Origin of the sequence: Lacticaseibacillus saniviri JCM 17471 = DSM 24301 (assembly GCF_001311785.1) — a bacterium.
Classification (GTDB): Bacteria; Bacillota; Bacilli; order Lactobacillales; family Lactobacillaceae; genus Lacticaseibacillus; species Lacticaseibacillus saniviri.
In genome coordinates, this window is record NZ_BBBX01000030.1 from 1 (window position 1) to 17,577 (window position 17,577).

A 17,577-nucleotide genomic window follows, 5' to 3' on the forward strand; every position below is an offset into this window, starting at 1 on the left:
CCTTCCTTCCTTAATGGTCGGGACGACGTGGGGTTTCGGTTCAGTCATCTAAGAATTTTGGCAAAAAAGTGCAAAATGCTAGCTTCTGGAAGGTGGTTAGTTTAGAATTATTCCAATCAAGATGAAGGGAGCGTCGTTTTATGTCAACCATTTTTGAAATTAAAAATCTTGGTTATCAAATTGACACCAAAGAAATTCTCCATGACGTTAATCTCAGTGTCCCAACTGGCGATTTTTTGACCATTACGGGACCATCTGGGGGCGGCAAGAGTACCCTGCTACGATTACTCGCCACACTACTCACACCTACAGCGGGTTCGATTATTTTTGATCAGAAGCCCCAAGCGGACTACGACAAAATCGCTTATCGCCGCGAAGTTTCCTATTGTTTCCAACAACCGAGCCTGTTTGGCGAGACCGTCTTGGACAACCTGAGTTTCCCCTATGAAATTCGCAATCAGGCATTTGATGAGGCCAAAGCGATTGAGGCGCTTCAATCGGTTGATCTGGCTGCTGATAACTTACATAAGCCAATTACCGAACTATCCGGCGGTGAACGGCAGCGCGTCGCATTGATTCGCAATGTGCTCTTCCCACCAAAAGTCCTCCTGTTGGACGAAGTGAGCACGGGTCTTGATGCGGACACAAAGGCGATTGTACATCGTTTGATTCAACACCTCAATCAAGATCAGCACATCACGGTTCTCTCGGTGACACACGACGATAGCGAGATTCAAGCTGCCGATCGTCTGGTCACCATCAACCACGGCACATTGGAGGTGGCATCATGACTCAAAATCTAATTGTGTCACCAACAGCCCTCACCTTTGCCGTCGTGCTCGTTGTGATTGCCTTACTCATCAATTGGCACGACAAAATCGGCCTCGAAAAAGACATGATTGTGGGTGTCATCCGCGCGGTCATTCAATTGACTGTGGTCGGTTATGTGTTGACCTATATCATCAAAGTCAATCACATCTGGCTCACATTGCTCATGGTCGCCATTATTATTTTTAACGCCGCGTGGAATGCCAAAAAGCGCGCGAATGGCATTACAAACGCCTTTTGGATCAGTCTGTTGGCCATCACCACAAGTACGGGTGTCACCTTAATTCTGCTGGTGGTTGCAGGTGCGATCAAATTCACGCCGGCGCAGGTCGTTCCCGTCACCGGGATGATTGCCAGTAACGCGATGGTGGCAATCGGCCTCTGTTACCGCAGCATGAACACCAGTTTCCACGATTTGCGGGAACCATTGATGGAACGACTCGCGCTCGGTGCCACGCTCAAACAAACCACGCAAGACCTCGTGCGAACGGCAATCAAGACCGGGATGTCACCAACGATTGATTCGGCCAAAACGGTCGGCTTAGTCAGCCTACCTGGGATGATGTCCGGTTTGATTTTTGCCGGTGTCGATCCGACAAAAGCCATCATGTACCAAATCATGGTTACCTTCATGTTGATGGCCGCAACCAGTATCGGTTCTGTCATCGCGTGCTACTTAGCTTATCCGATGTACTTCAATAAGGATCTTCAATTAAAGAACTAATCTATGAAACATAAAAGAGGAAGCAGCCGACATGGGGCTGCTTCCTCTTTTAATGTGGAAATCAAGATAATCGGGCTCTAAACGCGAAGTGTGCGAATGTGCGCCTAGCGAAAACGCGTTCACCCACACTGCCTGTTCCGCCTAACATGACTAGCACCAATTGCCTAACCCGCAATTATTGCGCTAGTCTCGTTAGTGCTCACAGCCAAACCATGTGGGTTCACGCTCTCAATACGTATTATCCCCGTTCTTCAACCCCTGGTAGTCACCGTACTCGACCTGAATCGTGACGTGCGCAATATCGAAATCATCACGTAATTTCTTGCTCAAATCTTCCAGGAAGCGATCGTTATCTTTTGAGGTGTTGCGCAGCACATGGACCGTGACGGCCACATCTGTTGTACTCAATGCCCAAATATGTAAGTCGTGGCAAGACACAATCGTGGGTTCGGCCTCGATTTCAGCCTTTACCTTTTGAGGATTGATGGCCTTTGGTACAGCCGCCATTGCCAAATCTAAAGCATCACGCAACAAGCCCCATGTTGACCACACAACCAACAACGCGACCACGATGGAAACCAATGGATCGAGCCATTCCCAATGCGTCAAAAGAATTAAGCCACCTGAGATGACAACCCCAAGCGATACCCCAGCATCCGCCGCCATGTGGAGGAACGCCCCGCGCACATTCAAATCTTTCTGTTGGCCCTTTTGGAACAAGAGCGCTGTGACACCGTTAACGACAATCCCCGCGCCAGCAACAATCATGACAGTGCCACCTTGCACCGGTTGCTCATTGCCGAATCGTGTGATTGCTTCAACGATAATGGCGCCCATCGCGACCAATAAGAAGACCGCATTGACCAACGCTGCCAGAATCGATGAACTCTTATACCCATAAGTCCGATTCAAGGTTGGGCGCTTGTTGCTCAAATGCTCCGCGCCCCACGCGATGCCAAGCCCCAGCACATCACTCAGGTTGTGCACCGCATCGGCGACCAAGGCCATCGATCCGACTAAGAAACCAAAACCGATTTCCGCCACAATATAGATTACATTGAGCAGAATGCCCCAGAAAAAGCCTGATTTTTTGTTTACTCTGCATATCATTACCCCTTCACTAGAATTATCATCGCGAATATTTCACTCATTGTCAAAATTTTCATCTCCATGTTTAGTGCTACAATGAATGAGACAAGGAAAGGGGAATTTAGTTTATGACAAAGCAAGTGTATACCGATTACTTCTTTGACGAACCAGCGTTTAACACGCATGACGGCGGCTATGTGCCACTCGTTGCGCCTGATACACCACAAAACGCGCTCGCCATTCCACCACTGGCCTCACCTGACAGTGAAACCACTAACGAGGTGTCTTACACCGTCACGGCTCAGGCCGGTGAAAGTCAACTGCTACCAGGCAAGAAAACCAAGACATGGGGCTACAACGCCGATTTGTTGGGTCGCACCTTAATTTTCCGCGATGGTCAGCACATCCACGTCACACTCAAGAATCAATTACCTGAACTCACAACGTTCCATTGGCACGGATTAAATGTAAGCGGGCCCATTATTGATGGTGGTTGTCACGCCCCAGTTTATCCTGATAAATCGAGTGACATCGACTTCACGCTCCATCAACAGGCTGCGACAACATGGCTGCACGCACACCCATGTCCATCCACTGCTGAACAAGTTTGGCACGGCTTAGCTGCTATGGTTATCGTCAAGGATGATCACGAAGATAGTTTGCCATTACCTCACAATTACGGGGTCGATGACATTCCCATGGTCTTACAGGATCGTCGCTTCCATGAAGACAATCAGTGGGACTACCGCGCTGACTATGATCCTGATGGCGTTCAAGGCCCAACAGCGATGATCAATGGGACCATTAACCCCTATTTTGATGTCACCACGCAGAAGATTCGCTTACGCTTGCTCGATGGGGCCAACCGCCGCGAATGGCGATTACACCTCTCAGATGATTTACCATTCACCCAAATTGCCGGTGATGGTAGCTTATTGCCTGAACCCGTTGAAATGACACACTTAATGATTACCTGTGCCGAACGGGCTGAAGTCATTATCGATTTCGGTAAGTACAAGCCGGGTGACAAGGTCGTGCTCTACAGCGATGATGTCCCATTGGTTGAATTTCGGATTCACGATTACAATCCAGATACAACTGAACTCCCTGAACACTTGCTCGATATCAACCCACCTGCAGTCGACCCCACCACTCCAATCCGGCACATTGTGATGTCTGGGATGGACGAGAGTGTCGCCCTCGATGGCAAGAAGTTTAATATGCAACGCATTGATGCCACACAGCCCATGGGCCAAGCACAATATTGGGATGTGACAAACACCAATACCATGGATGGCGGGATGGTTCACCCCTTCCACGTCCACGGTACACAATTCCTGATTATTTCACGGAACGGTAAGGCACCTTATCCCAATGAACACGGCTACAAGGATACTGTGGGTGTGAATCCCGGCGAAACCGTTCGCCTGCTGGTGCGTTTCGACCTCCCGGGTGTTTATATGTATCACTGCCATATCATCGAGCATGAAGATGGCGGCATGATGGCCCAAATTGAATCCTACGATCCAAGTCTGCCACGCCCAACCTACAAACTGATGGACATGGATACCTTAGCCAAGGCCTTTGCGGCTGAACGCGGGATTCCCGTATCAGAATTGTGGATGGCTGGCATGGATTCTTACGAAAAATGGGCATGAAGATGTAACATTAATTGACGGCCAGACATATTTGGGCTTAAGCTCACCTCAACCAGATGGGAGTGGTGAACACAATGTCCGATCATATCACGTGGTTATTTATAGGAATCATCCTGATTTCAGGTTTGATTATCAACCGCACACACAGTAAAGCCAACATGCGAATCGTGTTTAGTTTTATGTCTGTCGCTGCCGCGGGGCTCATCATCACTGAGGAGATGCCCGCTTTTTTAAGAATCGTCTTTTTCATCATCTTATTGGCGACTGGCTTTTGGTTATGTCCGTCAAAGCAATCGCATCGATAACGACAATAAAAAATAGGACTTGTGATGACTACCATCACCGGTCCTATTTTTTGTGCCTATTTAAACTGCATCTCGTACAGCTCTGCGTAACGGCCATTCTTTGCTAACAACTCAGCATGTGTGCCGCGTTCCACAATCTCACCGTGTTCCACAACCAGAATCTCATCGGCGTTTGAATTGTTGAAAGCCGGTGAGCAATGACTAAGCTGGTGCGTTCTTGCATCAGGCGATCAAACGATTGTTGGATGAAGCGTTCAGATTCATTATCAAGTGCCGCGGTCGCCTCGTCCAGAATCAGAATTGGGGCATCCTTTAGGAAGACACGTGCAATCGCAATCCGTTGTTTCTGACCACCGGACAAGCGAATCCCACGCTCACCGATTTGGGCATCCAGACCGTCTGGTAAACTGCGAATGAAGTCCGCAATCTTAGCCGCCTCGGCTGCCTGCCAAATCTGATCTTCAGTTGCTTTACTCCCATAGTTGATGTTATCGCGAATCGTGCCATCGAGCAGCGTCACGTCTTGTGAAACCACCCCGATTTGTTGCCGCAGATCCTTCAATCGCATCTGTTTAATATCGGTCCCATCGAACGTGATTTTACCGGATGTCACATCATAGAAGCGCTCAATCAGTTTAGTAATCGTCGTTTTCCCTGCACCAGATGAACCGACTAATGCAATCACCTTTTCATGAGGTAATTCAAATGACACATTCTTGAGGACAGGCACATCATCACTGTAGTTAAAATCGACCTGATCAAGGACCACTGCTTGGTGGAAAGGTGCGACATCCACAGGATTTGCAGGATCGGTAATGGTTGGCACCGTGGCTGTCAGGGCCTCAATCCGTTCATAGGAAACAACAGCCTGTTGAATGCGTTGAATCAGGCTGGTGAGCTGACGCACTGGTGCCTGCAAAATTGCCAGGTATGACAGATAAGCGACAATTGACCCAACCGTAAAGGCGCCCTGCATCACTTGCCAGGCCCCAAAGCCCAAGATAATGACCGTGCCTAAGTAGTTGATATCATCAATCACGGGTGAGAAGACCGCGCCTAGCTTGGTGGCCTCAATCTGGCTGTCTCGGTTATCCACATTGAGTTGATTGAAGTCTTGCTCAGTTTGATTCTCAGTCGCAAAACTCTTAATCAATTCCACACTGGTGAGTGTTTCTTGAATCTCATTGTTCATCTTACCAGCGCTGGTCCGCACCTTCCGATACGCCGCCCGAATCCGTTTGGTGTACTGAAAATTGGTCCAAAATAATAGCGGGAATGTCGCTAAGACCATCACGGTTAAAGCCCAGTTATTGGCTAACATGATGATCAACACGAAGACAAAGCTCAGCATCTCACCCAACAACCCTAATGAGTTAGCCGAAATCAAGTTCTGCAGCATGTTGATATCGCTAGTGAGTACAACCATTAGATCCCCCGGTCTTACTGGTTTCAAAATACGCCATATCTTGCTTTAACGTGTGAGAAAACAATTGATCACGCAAACTCGAAATCGCGGTTTGACTGACCTGACCAATCCAATAAGTCGAAATTGTGTTCAAGCCACCCAACACAATCGTTAACCCTAGTGCCAACGCGATGTAAAACCATAATTGACCAATTTCTTGCTTAGGAATGACCTGGTCAATAATGATCTGTGTAATGCGTGGCAAGAAGTACTGAATCACAGACACACCAACTAATGTGCCAATAATCGCCCACAGTTTTCCTTTCGCAACTGAGAGCTGTTGCCAAAAGAAGCGCAACATGCGATTTAATGTTGACTGCATAAAATCCCCATCTCCATTCTACTGGCTCTAAACTAGCATTCAGCACGCCATGTGTCGATTATTTTGTACTGAGAATAGAGCGCGATGAAAGGCGGTTAAAACATGAGGATTAGCAACAGCTTTGCTAGAGGCCGGTCTGTGGCCTCGGCAAAGCTGAGCTAACCGGAGTGTTTTGCCTTTTGGAGCACGTTTAGAGCGCGAACCCACACGTTTTGGCTGTGAGCACTAACGAGGCTAGCGCTTTAATTGCGGGTTATGCAATTAGCGCTAGGCTGGTTAGGCGGAACAGGCAGTGTGGGTGAGCGCGTTTTATGTTACGACAAGCCCCCCCGTTAGCAATCGAGCACTCATCAGTCCAAGAAAAGGGAGCTGCTCAAACCCAATAGGTTTGTACAGCTCCCTTTTCTCAATCATCTAAGCTTCTTTTGTTGGCTCAATCGCATTGGTCGCAATAGATAGACTTCCCGACAAAAGCCCTTCATGCTGTTATAAACACGATTTGCGCGAGAATACTTTTCACACAAGCCAAACACGGTCGGCCCGCTCCCTGACATCTGAGCCACTTGCGCACCGTACTTCAATAATCGGTGCTTAATAGCCGTGATTTCTGGATGCCGCTTAGCCGTGAGTGCTTCAAGGCTGTTCGCCATCCCCAGACTCATCTGACCAAAGTCACCAGCATTGATTCCTGCCAGCACAGCATCCGTATTGGGGTGAATCAGTGGCTGCGAATAATCTACCGCATTCAGAATCGTCGGTGTAGAAACTGAAACGCGTGGTTTTGCTAGCACCACCCAAAAATTAGGCAATGGACCTAAAGGCGCCACTTGTTCCCCTTTTCCGGTTACCAGTGCTGTTTCTGAATACACACAATATGGGACATCTGAATCAACTTGGAGGCCAATTTCGGCCAATTGTTGCTTGGTGTAATGCAGTTGCCAAAGCTCATTGAGCCCACGCAAAACGGCTGCTGCATCCGATGAACCACCACCCAAGCCTGCCGCTACCGGAATATGTTTCTCAATGTGAATTGCCGCGCCGGATCGTACCCCACTGGCTCGCTGCAGCGCAAGCGCTGCCTGGTATGCCAAGTTTCGTGGATCTTCCGGTAAGAAGCCACTATCTGTCGTCACCCGTAAATGTCGGCTAGGTCGCAGATGAACATAATCAGCAAGGTCGACCGAAGTCATCACCATTTTCCACTCATGTTCACCATCAGGATGCCGAAAACGGGCGTCTAAACTGAGGTTAATCTTGGCCGGCGCTTTTTGGATGATTTCCATACTGATCACCAGTCATACTTTCTTCTTAGAATAATTAAGTTTAGTATACTGGTTTCTGCTGCAGATTACACTAGGTTATGCCCAACGCAGACAAGTTTTGCATGGATTTAATTAACAATCGCTAAAATTTAAAAATCCCGCTGACTGACGATTTGGTTACAAATCATGAGTCAGCGGGATTTTTAACAAAAGTGACTATAATATTTGTTCGTGATAGACAACATTACCGTTGTGCCGTTTGAACACATTCAAGGTGCCATATGCCTCGATACCATCAAACCAGAATAGCTTCCGGCCAACAATCGTATTATCTGGCTGTAGAGTGATTAAAAAGTCATCACCATTATTCAGTTTCACATTAATGCCCCAAGCGGCACTAGTTGTCACAGCTAGCTCACTTCCCGATTGAGTAGGTGTGATTGAAATGAGTTGAACGCCGTCACTTTGACGACCTACAACTGTCCCTTGAATTCCAAAGTTCGTAAAGTCTTGTTCCGTTTCAATCCGACTGAGGTGCTCAAGCTGATTATACCGAGGTGCCCACAACGTCTGACTCAGGCTCACTGTGTCAGACGTTGTTGCTAGCCTAAACTCCTCACCTAAATCAAGTTGTTGGCCATTGTTGAGAACCTTTAACTGAGGTGCAACTTGCCAATAATGTTGCCACTGATGATGACCTTGAGCTCGAATCATGTCGATGGTAGCCCAAAGCTTAGCCTCAGGGATGCTAATCACATAACGGGTCACGGTCGCTTGATTTTGGCTATCAAAATAACTGAGCACCACTGATTGTGTGTGTGGTCGCTTAATTTCATGAATGCCAAGTGGTGTCGCCACATAAGCATACTTCCATGAATCTTTGGCCGACTGAATGCTTGATGGTCAACAGTCATCACATTGTGTGCACTCGGCGACTTCAGATAGCGCCGTTCAGTGCCGTCAACATAAGTATATCGACCGAGATCCACAAGCACATCTTGCCCATCAATCACTAAGTCAATATGACCCAATGCCGCATGGCCATGGCCACTGCCCAAATTACCGTTATAGATATGCAAGTAGTCAGCATTAGTTTGCCAACTCGAACGCCAAAAAGCATTGCCACTGCCGAACGCTAATAATGACGTTGACAAGTGTTCAGATTTCTCTGGGAATTTTAGTGTGCGATTAGCTAATGCCAACAAGCCAAAATCAAAAATCTCTTGCATATTGGCCAAGTTGGTAGATTTAATAGCGCCGTAGCTACATTATAAAGACTGTCAATTCGAATCCGATCCGTGTCTCCCTGCTGCACAAGGGTCATATCTGGCTTTAAGTATTGTGCAATCAGGCGTGTCATCGCAACTGATTTCTCAACAATGATTGGCTTCACATCTTGATGAGCGGCTGTTTGAGCTGCATAGACTGATAATACGCTACGCCACACCTCGAGCAAATACAACGGTGATTGTTCCCATTGATTGCCATCCGCATCCACTTGCAAGTCGAGCTCTATGTCTAGTTTACTCTGTGCCCAAGTAACGACTTCGGGCTCAATTGTCTTTGGAAAGCGGGCTGCATAAACAAGAATGCCTGTCGTAATCAACACACCCCAGTTACTGATATCAAATTTTTCAGTATAATGTGTCCGCAGATACTCGGCTTGCTGACGAACCGCATCATCGATAATCTGCTGTTCATCAGCATTTAATTGGTTTTCTTCCTGAAGCGCACCAATCACAGCAGTCCAATTCAATAACCGAATGCCTGTATCAATTGTTCGCCAAGTATCAGGAAGCGTGAGATTGTTGTCAATCCAATCAAACAACAAGTGCTTCATCAAATCACGATAGGCAGTGTTGTCCGTTTCATAATAGGCTTCTAGCAATTCGACCAGATACTCCTGCCGTTTCAACATGAAAGCCATTCCGGATCACCGTTTGGCGTGACTTGCCAATCCATTGGATGTTGCACATAACTTTCTTGTGTTGGCTCCATCGCATAAGGATTATCAAACAAGAATTCATGTTTCAGCAGTCGATTTGCGCTCTCAATGGCGTGATTACTTAACTGATGCTGCTGATGTAATATCTTGATGTACTGTTGCCAACTTGTCATTGTTTTGCACCTTCTCTTGAACCCCTGCAATTCCCATCCGCTTAACCGTCACCATAACATTGGGTGCGATTTCAATTTGGACTTCATCATCAGCCAATGACTGAATCCGGCCGACAATGCCATCAATCAACACAACTTGATCTCCAATATTGAGTTTTGCATGCATCTGGTCAACCGCAGCCGATTGACGATTATATGCACGCTTTTTGGCCCATGGTAGTAAGCCAAAATAAAGGACAAACAAAACGACTAGCAGAATAATGACACCAATTTGCCACATTGACATATTAGATTCCTCCTTCGTCGTCATCCTCAGCTGCAATTTTTTCGGTCAAAGAGTCGATGACTGGATCATGCAACGGCATTAATTGAATCAGAGACTTAGACTGGCTGAGGCTATCTTTCAGTGTTTGGTCAATTGTCGAATCATCTAAACCCATTTGACATTGCGCGTAAAGATCCAGAATCAAACTAACTGGAGCACTAGAGATGATGTACTGATACGGCCGCTTCTTTTCAAGGATTAAACGTGCTGTGATTTGGTGTGGTGCTCCACCAGTCATATCGGCAAATACAATGACATGATCATTCTGGTCCAAAAATTGGCTGACATCCTGAGTGAACTTTTCATGCGTTGTTTCTTCGTTCAGATTAAATGCCGTCAGATTTGCTGTTGAACCTGCTAATAGCTTCAAAGCGGACACAACACCGTCTGGATAATTCCCGTGGCCAACAATTGCAATTTGATAATTCATTTCAGATAACCTGCTTTCTATTATTAACAGATTCAGCCAAAATCCATTCGATTTTGGGCTGAATCAATGCGTCATAATTACTTCAATACCCCAAGGAAGGAAAGTGCCACCCCAGCTACAAAGAGCAAGATAACAATCTTATAAACTGTCCACTTCTTCTTCGTGATCAACCAATAAACGAAATAGGTCAACAGAATTGGCAACATAAAGGGCATAATTTTATCGAGAATCGTTTGAACGGCAACAACTTGCGTCTTGCCCTTGATGACTTGTGTGTATTGCCATGCTAAGTTCACCTTAACAAAGGACACCGATAAACCTGCAATAACGGTTAGTCCCAAAGTGCTGGCAATCTCAGCAATAGAGGCCATCCGATCGGACAAAGTATCAATGATGCTGGTACCGACTTTCCAACCTAAGTAGCCCATCAGTGAACGAACACCGAATGTGATTCCGAACAAGCAAAGGAAGAAGGCGATAGTGCCCAGGTCATGCCTTGTAGGGCCAATGAAGCAAAGATAGAGGAGAAGACAGGAGCTAGTCCAAATTGTGATAATGCATCCCCGATGCCGGCCAGAGGCCCCATCAGCGCAAACTTAATTGCCCGTGTATCTTCTTCATTTTGACCACTGTCATACATAGCTAACGAAATACTGGAAACGAATGGATAAGGCTGTGGATTCGTGTTATAGAATTCGAGGTTTGAGATTGCAACACGTTTGAACTCTTTTTCATCATCCTTATAGATCTTTCGAAGTTGTGGGAAAATTGAATTCAGCATCCCAGTTCCTTGCATATTCCCGTAGTTTTGCGCATTCTGCAAAACGTATGAACGTAAGATTGAATTGATATAATCCTTTTGGTTAATACCGGTTCACGACTAGATGCCATCTTCAATGCCCTCCTCATCTTCAGGTTGATCTGATGTTCCGCCATTGTTGCTACCACTATTACTATTGCTGTTATTCTTGCGGCCGTTGTAGAAATTGTTGAAGGCCAAGACTGCCCCAGCAAAAGCTAGGCCAATGATTGGCATCTTCAGATAGGCGACACAGACATAACCCAGAAGTAATGCTGGAATGTATTCTTTTTTCACCATTGTACTCATGATCAAAGCGAACCCAATCGCAGGTAACAACCCACCCGCAACGGTCAATCCTTGAATCAACCATGCTGGAATTGATGTCACAAATGTCTTCAGCACGGAGGTACTAATTGTTGCAACAAATCCAAAGACAAAGGCAAAGAGAATGAAACCAAGCAGAGTTGTGTTAGCTAAGAAATGGAATCGCCGATATTTGCCATCTTCAATCGCTTTCTTGGCCCAAGCCATATTGTTGGCATTGATTGAGAAAATAAAGGTGATGACAAACGGCACTAAGATTGCAAATGGATACGAGAGTGAAAGCGCCGCTCCCGGTGTCAATCCTTTAATTGAAACGGACATGATTGTTCCAACAATCCCAGGTCCTAATGGATTAGGTGGCGTGGAACCCCCAGGGCCAACACCGAATCCCATAAAGGCTAATTCTGCTGTTGCACCAAAAATGACAGCTGTCCGCACATCACCTAAGATCAATCCAACACCCAGTGAGATAAATAATGCACGGTTGGTATATGTGCCCCATACTTGACCCGCGAAACAAAAGGCCGCCCATAAACCAATTAATAATGCCTGAACAATGGTATAGCTCATGTTTACTTCCTCCACTTCCTATTAGTGTGTCTCAACATAACCATTTAAATCAAAGTCAGAACCCATTTCATTACCGATTGGCGTGGTCCGCGTGTTGAAATTGACATGATACTTTTCACGTAATGTCTTTAACGCAGCCAAATCTTCAGCATCTACAGCGATAAAATTAGTTAAGCGTGTCTTTCCCTCTGACATATGAATATTACCCACATTCAAATCTTTAATAGGCACGCCACCTTCTGCTAACCGTTCACGTCTTTTGCCGTTTTCACGATGATAAAGATTGTCTGACGTGGTGATGCCTTAAAAATCTTATCGATAGTTTCTTGAATAGAGAAGAACCGGACCCCGATTGAATCAGGCATCATTGACTTCATCAATTGTTGTTGAATGTGACTGGTTGAAACTTCATCATTGGCAACAATAACCAAGTTGACACCTAAATTTGCAATCCACAACCGACCTTGACCATGGATTAGGCGTTCATCTAATCGAATTGCTTTAATATTTGGTTCTGTCATGTCTATCATCCTTTCGTCTTTTACCAGTAGAGTAACCAATCACGATCGAATCGCATCAGTGCCTCCATATAAAAGTAGTCTCCCCACAAGTTACCTTCATCAACACCATGATCTGAATGCCAGGAGTACACACCGTGAAGCAGCAAAGGCCCAACCGCTTGTTGGATAGGTGCAGCGTTGTGAATTAACCCCTTGAGCTGGGCATGCATTGCAGCCTGATAAATCCACTTGAAATCACTTGATTCTGGCATTGATTTCAACATCTCATTCATACCGCACACCGCAATCGCACTGGCGGATGTATCGCGACTTTGACCACTACCATCCTGGAATATAAGATCCCAGTAGGGTACATCGTCTTCAGGCAAACGATTTAAATAGTAATTCGTCACCGATTCAAATTGCGCGAAACTTGTGGCATCATGTGTGTCATAATAGTGAAGCGCAGTACCATAAATGCCCCACGCTTGCCCGCGTGCCCAATCTGAGTCGTCAGCATATCCTTGACGCGTCGCTCCGTGTAAGGGCTTACCGTTTTCATCAAAGAAATAGGTATGGAATGTTGACCCGTCTTCACGAAATACGGTGTGAATCGCTGTTTGATAATGATGGTTCGCAATATCACGATATTTATCCTCACCAGTGACCTCGCTCGCCCAGTAAAGCAACGGAATATTGAGTAAGGCATCAATAATCAATCGATTCTCAGTTGTATCGCCCTTCTTGCCCCAGGCTTGAATGAATTGGCCCTTTGGGTTATAGCGAGTGAGTAATTGATCAGCGGCTTTAATAGCCGTCTGTTTAGCGGCCTCATCACCCGTCAGGCGATACGCACTGACAACTGCGGGACTGTACAGAAAGCCCAAATCGTGGTGATCGACATTGAGTTTCTTGTCGATTCGCTCGGTGAAGCTGGCCACATTTTGCATCGCCACTTGTCTATATTTATCTTGGCCTGTGTACTCGTAGGCCAGCCACAACATCCCTGTCCAAAAGCCGTTGGTCCATTCTGTATTTCCCATAACTGGATATGTATTATTAACGGTTGATGGCTCTGGAAATTGACCATTGAGCAAGTCGATATTGATATCAATTTGTTGAATCACATGATCGAGCGCCTTAGTCACGTCTTGACGAGTGACGCGCCCAGCATTGATGAAGCGTTGACTATTCGTTAATACTTCCAATGTCTCATCCTCCTTGATAACTTTTTCACATGAGCTACAAAAAAAAAAATTTAATAGGCTTCGATTTCAGTCAGTGCCGGAAACGGTGACTCATCATCAGCCTTGACCAGATGATCGAGCGAAAAGCCTGTTACGTCCGATTTGTTCGTCTCAAACCACTGGCGGTCAGCAGTTTTGTCAAATGATAATGTCATGCTGGTGCCATCATCAAACGTGATTAACCCGCTAGTCCAAACACTGTCATGGGGAAAATCTGCTCGTAATACAATCGCTATTCGTTTCAATGTAATCGGCCGACCAAATGAGAGATGAATCTGGGCCTCGGGATCGCGATTGATTCCCCAGGATTGATAAGGATACTCCCCATGGTGTGCGTTTAATATGTAACCATCGATCGCATTTTTGCGGCAAACGTCGGATCATGCCGGGTCTCAATATTCGCCTCGGCGTGCGGAAATGCGCCCATTGGCTCAACCTGATCATAAGGATTGAAGGCCAAATTGGTCTGTTGGTAAGGTATATCCGACTGCCAGACCTGGACGAGATGTTTCTCACCCGCAAAGCTTGTTTCAGGATAAACCAGTCGTTGCTCACCAAATGGAATAACGTATCTCCAAACTGGTTGTGTGAAGTAAAGCTTTGCCAGCAACATTGCGGAATCGAGTTGTACCCAATAGTATGCTGGTATTTCATCGGGTTCAAATTGAATCTCAATCGCATCTCCGTGTTGATATGATTGTTCATATTCCAGAACTACCCGTCCGTCAGTATTAACCAATGCTTCTTCAGCAGCATTGGTATGACTGATTATCAGCTTCATCGTTTAGCCTCCATTTCTTATTTGGAAATCAAGTTTCGCTTTTGTACAAACGAATAATACCGCTTACATTTGTGTCCGTCAAGCAAATTTAAAATTAAATCTCAAATAAATATTCACGCTTGTGAAAATTATACAAATGAATTAGACTGAAACAAAATTAAGCAAAAACTAAGGAGTCTATCTTATGGCTGATCAAAAGCTATACGGAACGGTACTGGTTAAAGCTAAGGAAATCCTTGACTTCATTTTGAGCAGTACTCGTCCACCAACATTATTAGAAATCAGTGCGGGTATCGATTTATCCAAACCAACAGTTCTCAAAATTTTAAATACTCTGACCGTTTTGGACTTTGTTCGTCGCGATGATGATACCAAACGATACTATCTTGGAACACAACTACTCACCTATGCTGATAAGGCACTAAAGGGATTTGATATTCGATCTGTTGCCTTACCTAACCTGGGTGAGCTACGTGATCGCACTGAAGAAACAATTAATCTGGGTGTGCTAGCAAATAATCGTATTGCACTCATCGACAAGTTAGAGAGCTCAAGTAGTATCAAACTGAAATCAGTCATTGGCGGAACCATGAACATGTATTCTTCCGCTATGGGTAAAGCCTTGTTAGCACAATACAGTCCTAATCAGCTCGACCAATATCTTGCAGAGACCGAGTTGAAGCCTTTGACGTCGCATACGATTATTAATCAAACAGCGCTTCGAACTAATCTAAAACAAATTCAACAGATTGGCGTCTCAATCGATGATGAAGAAAACGAGCCTGAGGTTTTCTGTATTGGGGCTCCCCTTATGAAAAACAATCAAATTTATGGTGCATTTAGTGTTAGCGCACCAAAATATCGGATCAATGCTGAACGACGAACAGAACTCATTCGTTTAGTTCTCAATGCCCAACGTGAAATTGAACAGCGCATCTAAATCAGAAGATTGTTCAGCCCAATATATTGCTCATTAGTAAGCAATATATTGGGCTGAATATTTTGTACTTGATTTTATTCTGAAACCGTTTTATATTTAGGTTGTCTCTGATAGGAAACTTTATTTCCAAATAAGAAATATAGGAGGAGCTACTTTTGAAATTCACTTTTGATACACGGTATGCACACAGTCCCAAGGATATTCAACATCTCGATACCACTGAACTTCGGGAAGAATTCTTAATGCCCGATATTTTTGAACCCGATGAAATTCGGCTAACTTATACATACAACGACCGAATGATTTTGGTGGCGTGACACCTATTGATGAACTATTAGAAATTGTGCTCGATAAAGCATTGGGGGTTGATTTCTTCTTACAACGTCGCGAATTAGGCATCATCAATATCGGCGGTGCTGGCAAATTAACCATCGATGGCGAAACACAACCAATGGCACCTAAGGATGGGTATTACGTTGGCATGGGCGTTCAACATGTTGTCTTCAGCTCAGACAATCCAAAGACCCCTGCTAAATTCTATGTCGTCTCGACACCTGCACATCGCAATTATCCTAACAAACACTTGCCATTTGCTAATGCCCTGGCAAAACCAATGGGCGACCAAACACATATGAACAAGCGCACGATTTACAAGTATATTGATGCGTCGCAGATGGATACTTGTCAGTTACAGATGGGCTACACCGTTTTGGAACCAGGCTCTTCATGGAATACCATGCCAGCACACACACATGCACGGCGCATGGAAACTTATATGTACTTTGACTTTGCTGATCCCGATACACGCGTTTTCCACTATCTCGGTAAGCCAGATGAAACACGGCATATTGCTTTAAGCAATGAGCAAGCTGTGGTTAACCCAAGTTGGTCGATTCACTGCGGTGTCGGCACAACCAATTACTCATTCATTTGGGCAATGTGTGGTGAAAACCAAACTTATGATGATATGGATCAGATTCCAATGAGTGAATTACGCTAACTGCTTACTTGCACAATTAATAACTGACACAAACTACACGACCTAACGGAGGCGTTCACAATGGAAATGTCACAAGAAGAAATCAAGCAACATGAAGAAGAACTCAATCACTTTAAGATGAATCTATTCGATTTATCTGGCAAAGTTGCTATCATCACTGGTGGTAATACAGGATTGGGGCAAGGTTATGCCGTTGCCATGGCAGAAGCTGGTGCCGATATCTTTATCCCAACGTTTGGGACCGCAGAATGGGACGAAACACGCCGTCTGATCGAAAGCCGCGGCCGTCGCGTTGAATTCATGGATGTCAATCTCACCGAAGAAGGCATCGCAGATAAGGTTATTGCTGAAGCCATGAAGCTTTATGGCCACATCGATATTTTGGTCAACAACGCTGGGATGATTCGTCGCAACCCGCTGCTTGAATCAAAAGACAAGGATTGGGATCAAGTCATCTCGATCAACCTCAGCGCCGTTTATCACATGTCTCTGGCAGCGGCTAAGGAAATGGCCAAGCAAAAATCTGGGAAGATCATCAACATCGGTTCCATGTTGTCATTCCAAGGTGGGAAGTTTATTCCTTCATACACAGCAAGTAAGCACGGTGTTGCCGGTTTAACGAAGTCATTTGCCAGCGAATTAGGGGCCTACAATATTCAAGTCAACGCCATCGCACCTGGCTACATTAAAACTGCTAATACAGCACCTATCCGTGCAGAAGCAGAACGGAACAAAGAAATTCTGGATCGCATTCCTGCAGGCCACTGGGCAGAACCTTATGAATTAATGGGTGTCTCTGTCTTCTTGGCTAGCGATGCCGCAAATTACATCAACGGCGCAATCATTCCTGTTGATGGTGGCTACTTGGTTCGTTAATCACAACAAAA

At 45.5% G+C, this 17,577-nt stretch carries 16 protein-coding genes and 5 pseudogenes; 6 read left to right on the forward strand and 15 right to left on the reverse strand.

The genetic code is table 11. The annotated features are described in order from the left end of the window. Positions 1-140: 140 nt before the first annotated feature. Together JCM17471_RS12150 and JCM17471_RS12155 are read left to right on the forward strand one after the other, a co-directional pair. Complete coding sequence (locus tag JCM17471_RS12150; protein ID WP_054778071.1) at positions 141-791, forward strand: ABC transporter ATP-binding protein; 651 nt, start codon at positions 141-143, stop codon at positions 789-791. Continuing rightward, on the forward strand, positions 788-1,552 hold the full coding sequence (locus JCM17471_RS12155) for an ABC transporter permease (RefSeq protein WP_054778072.1): 765 nt from the start codon (positions 788-790) through the stop codon (positions 1,550-1,552). Before JCM17471_RS12150 ends, JCM17471_RS12155 begins: the two co-directional genes overlap by 4 nt. A 228-nt stretch (positions 1,553-1,780) precedes the next feature. On the opposite strand, the gene JCM17471_RS12160 is transcribed toward JCM17471_RS12155, so the two are convergent. Next, positions 1,781-2,659 (reverse strand): cation diffusion facilitator family transporter, encoded by an 879-nt coding sequence (locus JCM17471_RS12160; protein ID WP_439646765.1) that lies wholly within the window; start codon positions 2,657-2,659, stop codon positions 1,781-1,783. A gap of 110 nt (positions 2,660-2,769) precedes the next feature. Between JCM17471_RS12160 and JCM17471_RS12165 the strand changes: the two are divergent. Next, positions 2,770-4,307: pseudogene (locus JCM17471_RS12165) on the forward strand (multicopper oxidase family protein). Positions 4,308-4,660: 353 nt separating this feature from the next. On the opposite strand, the pseudogene JCM17471_RS12175 reads toward JCM17471_RS12165, so the two are convergent. The 14 genes and pseudogenes from JCM17471_RS12175 to JCM17471_RS14265 form a co-directional block, all read right to left on the reverse strand. After that, a pseudogene (locus JCM17471_RS12175) lies at positions 4,661-6,391 on the reverse strand (ABC transporter ATP-binding protein). Between the two features lie 410 nt (positions 6,392-6,801). Continuing rightward, positions 6,802-7,674 (reverse strand): 4-(cytidine 5'-diphospho)-2-C-methyl-D-erythritol kinase, encoded by an 873-nt coding sequence (gene ispE, locus JCM17471_RS12180; RefSeq protein ID WP_054778082.1) that lies wholly within the window; start codon positions 7,672-7,674, stop codon positions 6,802-6,804. Between the two features lie 195 nt (positions 7,675-7,869). Then, positions 7,870-8,511, reverse strand: coding sequence for a hypothetical protein (locus JCM17471_RS16250; RefSeq protein ID WP_305068979.1), 642 nt, complete (start codon positions 8,509-8,511; stop codon positions 7,870-7,872). Further along, positions 8,418-8,882: a heparinase II/III domain-containing protein gene (locus JCM17471_RS16255; protein WP_305068980.1), complete on the reverse strand. Its 465-nt coding sequence runs from the start codon at positions 8,880-8,882 to the stop codon at positions 8,418-8,420. Before JCM17471_RS16255 ends, JCM17471_RS16250 begins: the two co-directional genes overlap by 94 nt. Further along, positions 8,846-9,571: a heparinase II/III family protein gene (locus JCM17471_RS16260; protein WP_305068981.1), complete on the reverse strand. Its 726-nt coding sequence runs from the start codon at positions 9,569-9,571 to the stop codon at positions 8,846-8,848. The genes JCM17471_RS16255 and JCM17471_RS16260 overlap by 37 nt, the downstream gene beginning before the upstream one ends. Continuing rightward, positions 9,565-9,771: a hypothetical protein gene (locus JCM17471_RS16265; RefSeq protein WP_305068982.1), complete on the reverse strand. Its 207-nt coding sequence runs from the start codon at positions 9,769-9,771 to the stop codon at positions 9,565-9,567. Before JCM17471_RS16265 ends, JCM17471_RS16260 begins: the two co-directional genes overlap by 7 nt. Continuing rightward, positions 9,716-10,057, reverse strand: coding sequence for a preprotein translocase subunit YajC (yajC, locus tag JCM17471_RS12190; RefSeq protein WP_054778076.1), 342 nt, complete (start codon positions 10,055-10,057; stop codon positions 9,716-9,718). The genes JCM17471_RS16265 and yajC overlap by 56 nt, the downstream gene beginning before the upstream one ends. Before the next feature lies 1 nt (position 10,058). Next, positions 10,059-10,526: a PTS sugar transporter subunit IIA gene (locus JCM17471_RS12195; protein ID WP_054778077.1), complete on the reverse strand. Its 468-nt coding sequence runs from the start codon at positions 10,524-10,526 to the stop codon at positions 10,059-10,061. Positions 10,527-10,603: 77 nt separating this feature from the next. Continuing rightward, a pseudogene (locus JCM17471_RS16680) lies at positions 10,604-11,349 on the reverse strand (PTS system mannose/fructose/sorbose family transporter subunit IID). Positions 11,350-11,406: 57 nt separating this feature from the next. Further along, positions 11,407-12,222, reverse strand: a complete 816-nt coding sequence (locus JCM17471_RS12205) for a PTS mannose/fructose/sorbose/N-acetylgalactosamine transporter subunit IIC (protein WP_054778078.1) — start codon at positions 12,220-12,222, stop codon at positions 11,407-11,409. Positions 12,223-12,243: 21 nt separating this feature from the next. Next, positions 12,244-12,743: pseudogene (locus JCM17471_RS12210) on the reverse strand (PTS sugar transporter subunit IIB). 20 nt (positions 12,744-12,763) lie between these two features. Beyond that, the gene (locus tag JCM17471_RS12215; RefSeq protein WP_054778079.1) at positions 12,764-13,930 is read right to left on the reverse strand and encodes a glycoside hydrolase family 88 protein; all 1,167 of its coding nucleotides are present in this window, start codon (positions 13,928-13,930) and stop codon (positions 12,764-12,766) included. 50 nt (positions 13,931-13,980) lie between these two features. Further along, positions 13,981-14,124, reverse strand: coding sequence for a hypothetical protein (locus tag JCM17471_RS14260; protein WP_156321709.1), 144 nt, complete (start codon positions 14,122-14,124; stop codon positions 13,981-13,983). A gap of 182 nt (positions 14,125-14,306) precedes the next feature. Beyond that, positions 14,307-14,750 carry a hypothetical protein gene (locus tag JCM17471_RS14265; protein ID WP_156321710.1) on the reverse strand — a complete coding sequence of 148 codons (444 nt, stop codon included), beginning with the start codon at positions 14,748-14,750 and terminating at the stop codon, positions 14,307-14,309. A 184-nt stretch (positions 14,751-14,934) separates the two neighbouring features. Here JCM17471_RS14265 and JCM17471_RS12225 point away from each other — a divergent pair, with 184 nt between their 5' ends. The 3 genes and pseudogenes from JCM17471_RS12225 (at position 14,935) to kduD (ending at position 17,566) form a co-directional block, all read left to right on the forward strand. Further along, entirely contained in the window at positions 14,935-15,690 is a 756-nt protein-coding gene (locus JCM17471_RS12225) for an IclR family transcriptional regulator (protein WP_054778080.1), read from the forward strand. A 155-nt stretch (positions 15,691-15,845) separates the two neighbouring features. Then, positions 15,846-16,690 (forward strand): annotated as a pseudogene (kduI, locus tag JCM17471_RS12230) (5-dehydro-4-deoxy-D-glucuronate isomerase). Positions 16,691-16,750: 60 nt separating this feature from the next. Next, positions 16,751-17,566: a 2-dehydro-3-deoxy-D-gluconate 5-dehydrogenase KduD gene (kduD, locus tag JCM17471_RS12235; protein ID WP_054778081.1), complete on the forward strand. Its 816-nt coding sequence runs from the start codon at positions 16,751-16,753 to the stop codon at positions 17,564-17,566. The last annotated feature ends 11 nt before the right edge of the window (positions 17,567-17,577 follow it).

Bases quoted from the DNA above. Each gene is read 5' to 3' on its own strand.
- JCM17471_RS12150 (WP_054778071.1), top strand. From the start codon at position 141: ATGTCAACCATTTTTGAAATTAAAAATCTTGGTTATCAAATTGACACC.
- JCM17471_RS12155 (WP_054778072.1), top strand. From the start codon at position 788: ATGACTCAAAATCTAATTGTGTCACCAACAGCCCTCACCTTTGCCGTC.
- ispE (WP_054778082.1), bottom strand. From the start codon at position 7,674: ATGGAAATCATCCAAAAAGCGCCGGCCAAGATTAACCTCAGTTTAGAC.
- JCM17471_RS16255 (WP_305068980.1), bottom strand. From the start codon at position 8,882: ATGCAAGAGATTTTTGATTTTGGCTTGTTGGCATTAGCTAATCGCACA.
- JCM17471_RS16260 (WP_305068981.1), bottom strand. From the start codon at position 9,571: ATGTTGAAACGGCAGGAGTATCTGGTCGAATTGCTAGAAGCCTATTAT.
- JCM17471_RS16265 (WP_305068982.1), bottom strand. From the start codon at position 9,771: ATGACAAGTTGGCAACAGTACATCAAGATATTACATCAGCAGCATCAG.
- yajC (WP_054778076.1), bottom strand. From the start codon at position 10,057: ATGTCAATGTGGCAAATTGGTGTCATTATTCTGCTAGTCGTTTTGTTT.
- JCM17471_RS12195 (WP_054778077.1), bottom strand. From the start codon at position 10,526: ATGAATTATCAAATTGCAATTGTTGGCCACGGGAATTATCCAGACGGT.
- JCM17471_RS12205 (WP_054778078.1), bottom strand. From the start codon at position 12,222: ATGAGCTATACCATTGTTCAGGCATTATTAATTGGTTTATGGGCGGCC.
- JCM17471_RS14260 (WP_156321709.1), bottom strand. From the start codon at position 14,124: ATGACATTATCATTTGACAAAACTGCTGACCGCCAGTGGTTTGAGACG.
- JCM17471_RS14265 (WP_156321710.1), bottom strand. From the start codon at position 14,750: ATGAAGCTGATAATCAGTCATACCAATGCTGCTGAAGAAGCATTGGTT.
- JCM17471_RS12225 (WP_054778080.1), top strand. From the start codon at position 14,935: ATGGCTGATCAAAAGCTATACGGAACGGTACTGGTTAAAGCTAAGGAA.
- kduD (WP_054778081.1), top strand. From the start codon at position 16,751: ATGGAAATGTCACAAGAAGAAATCAAGCAACATGAAGAAGAACTCAAT.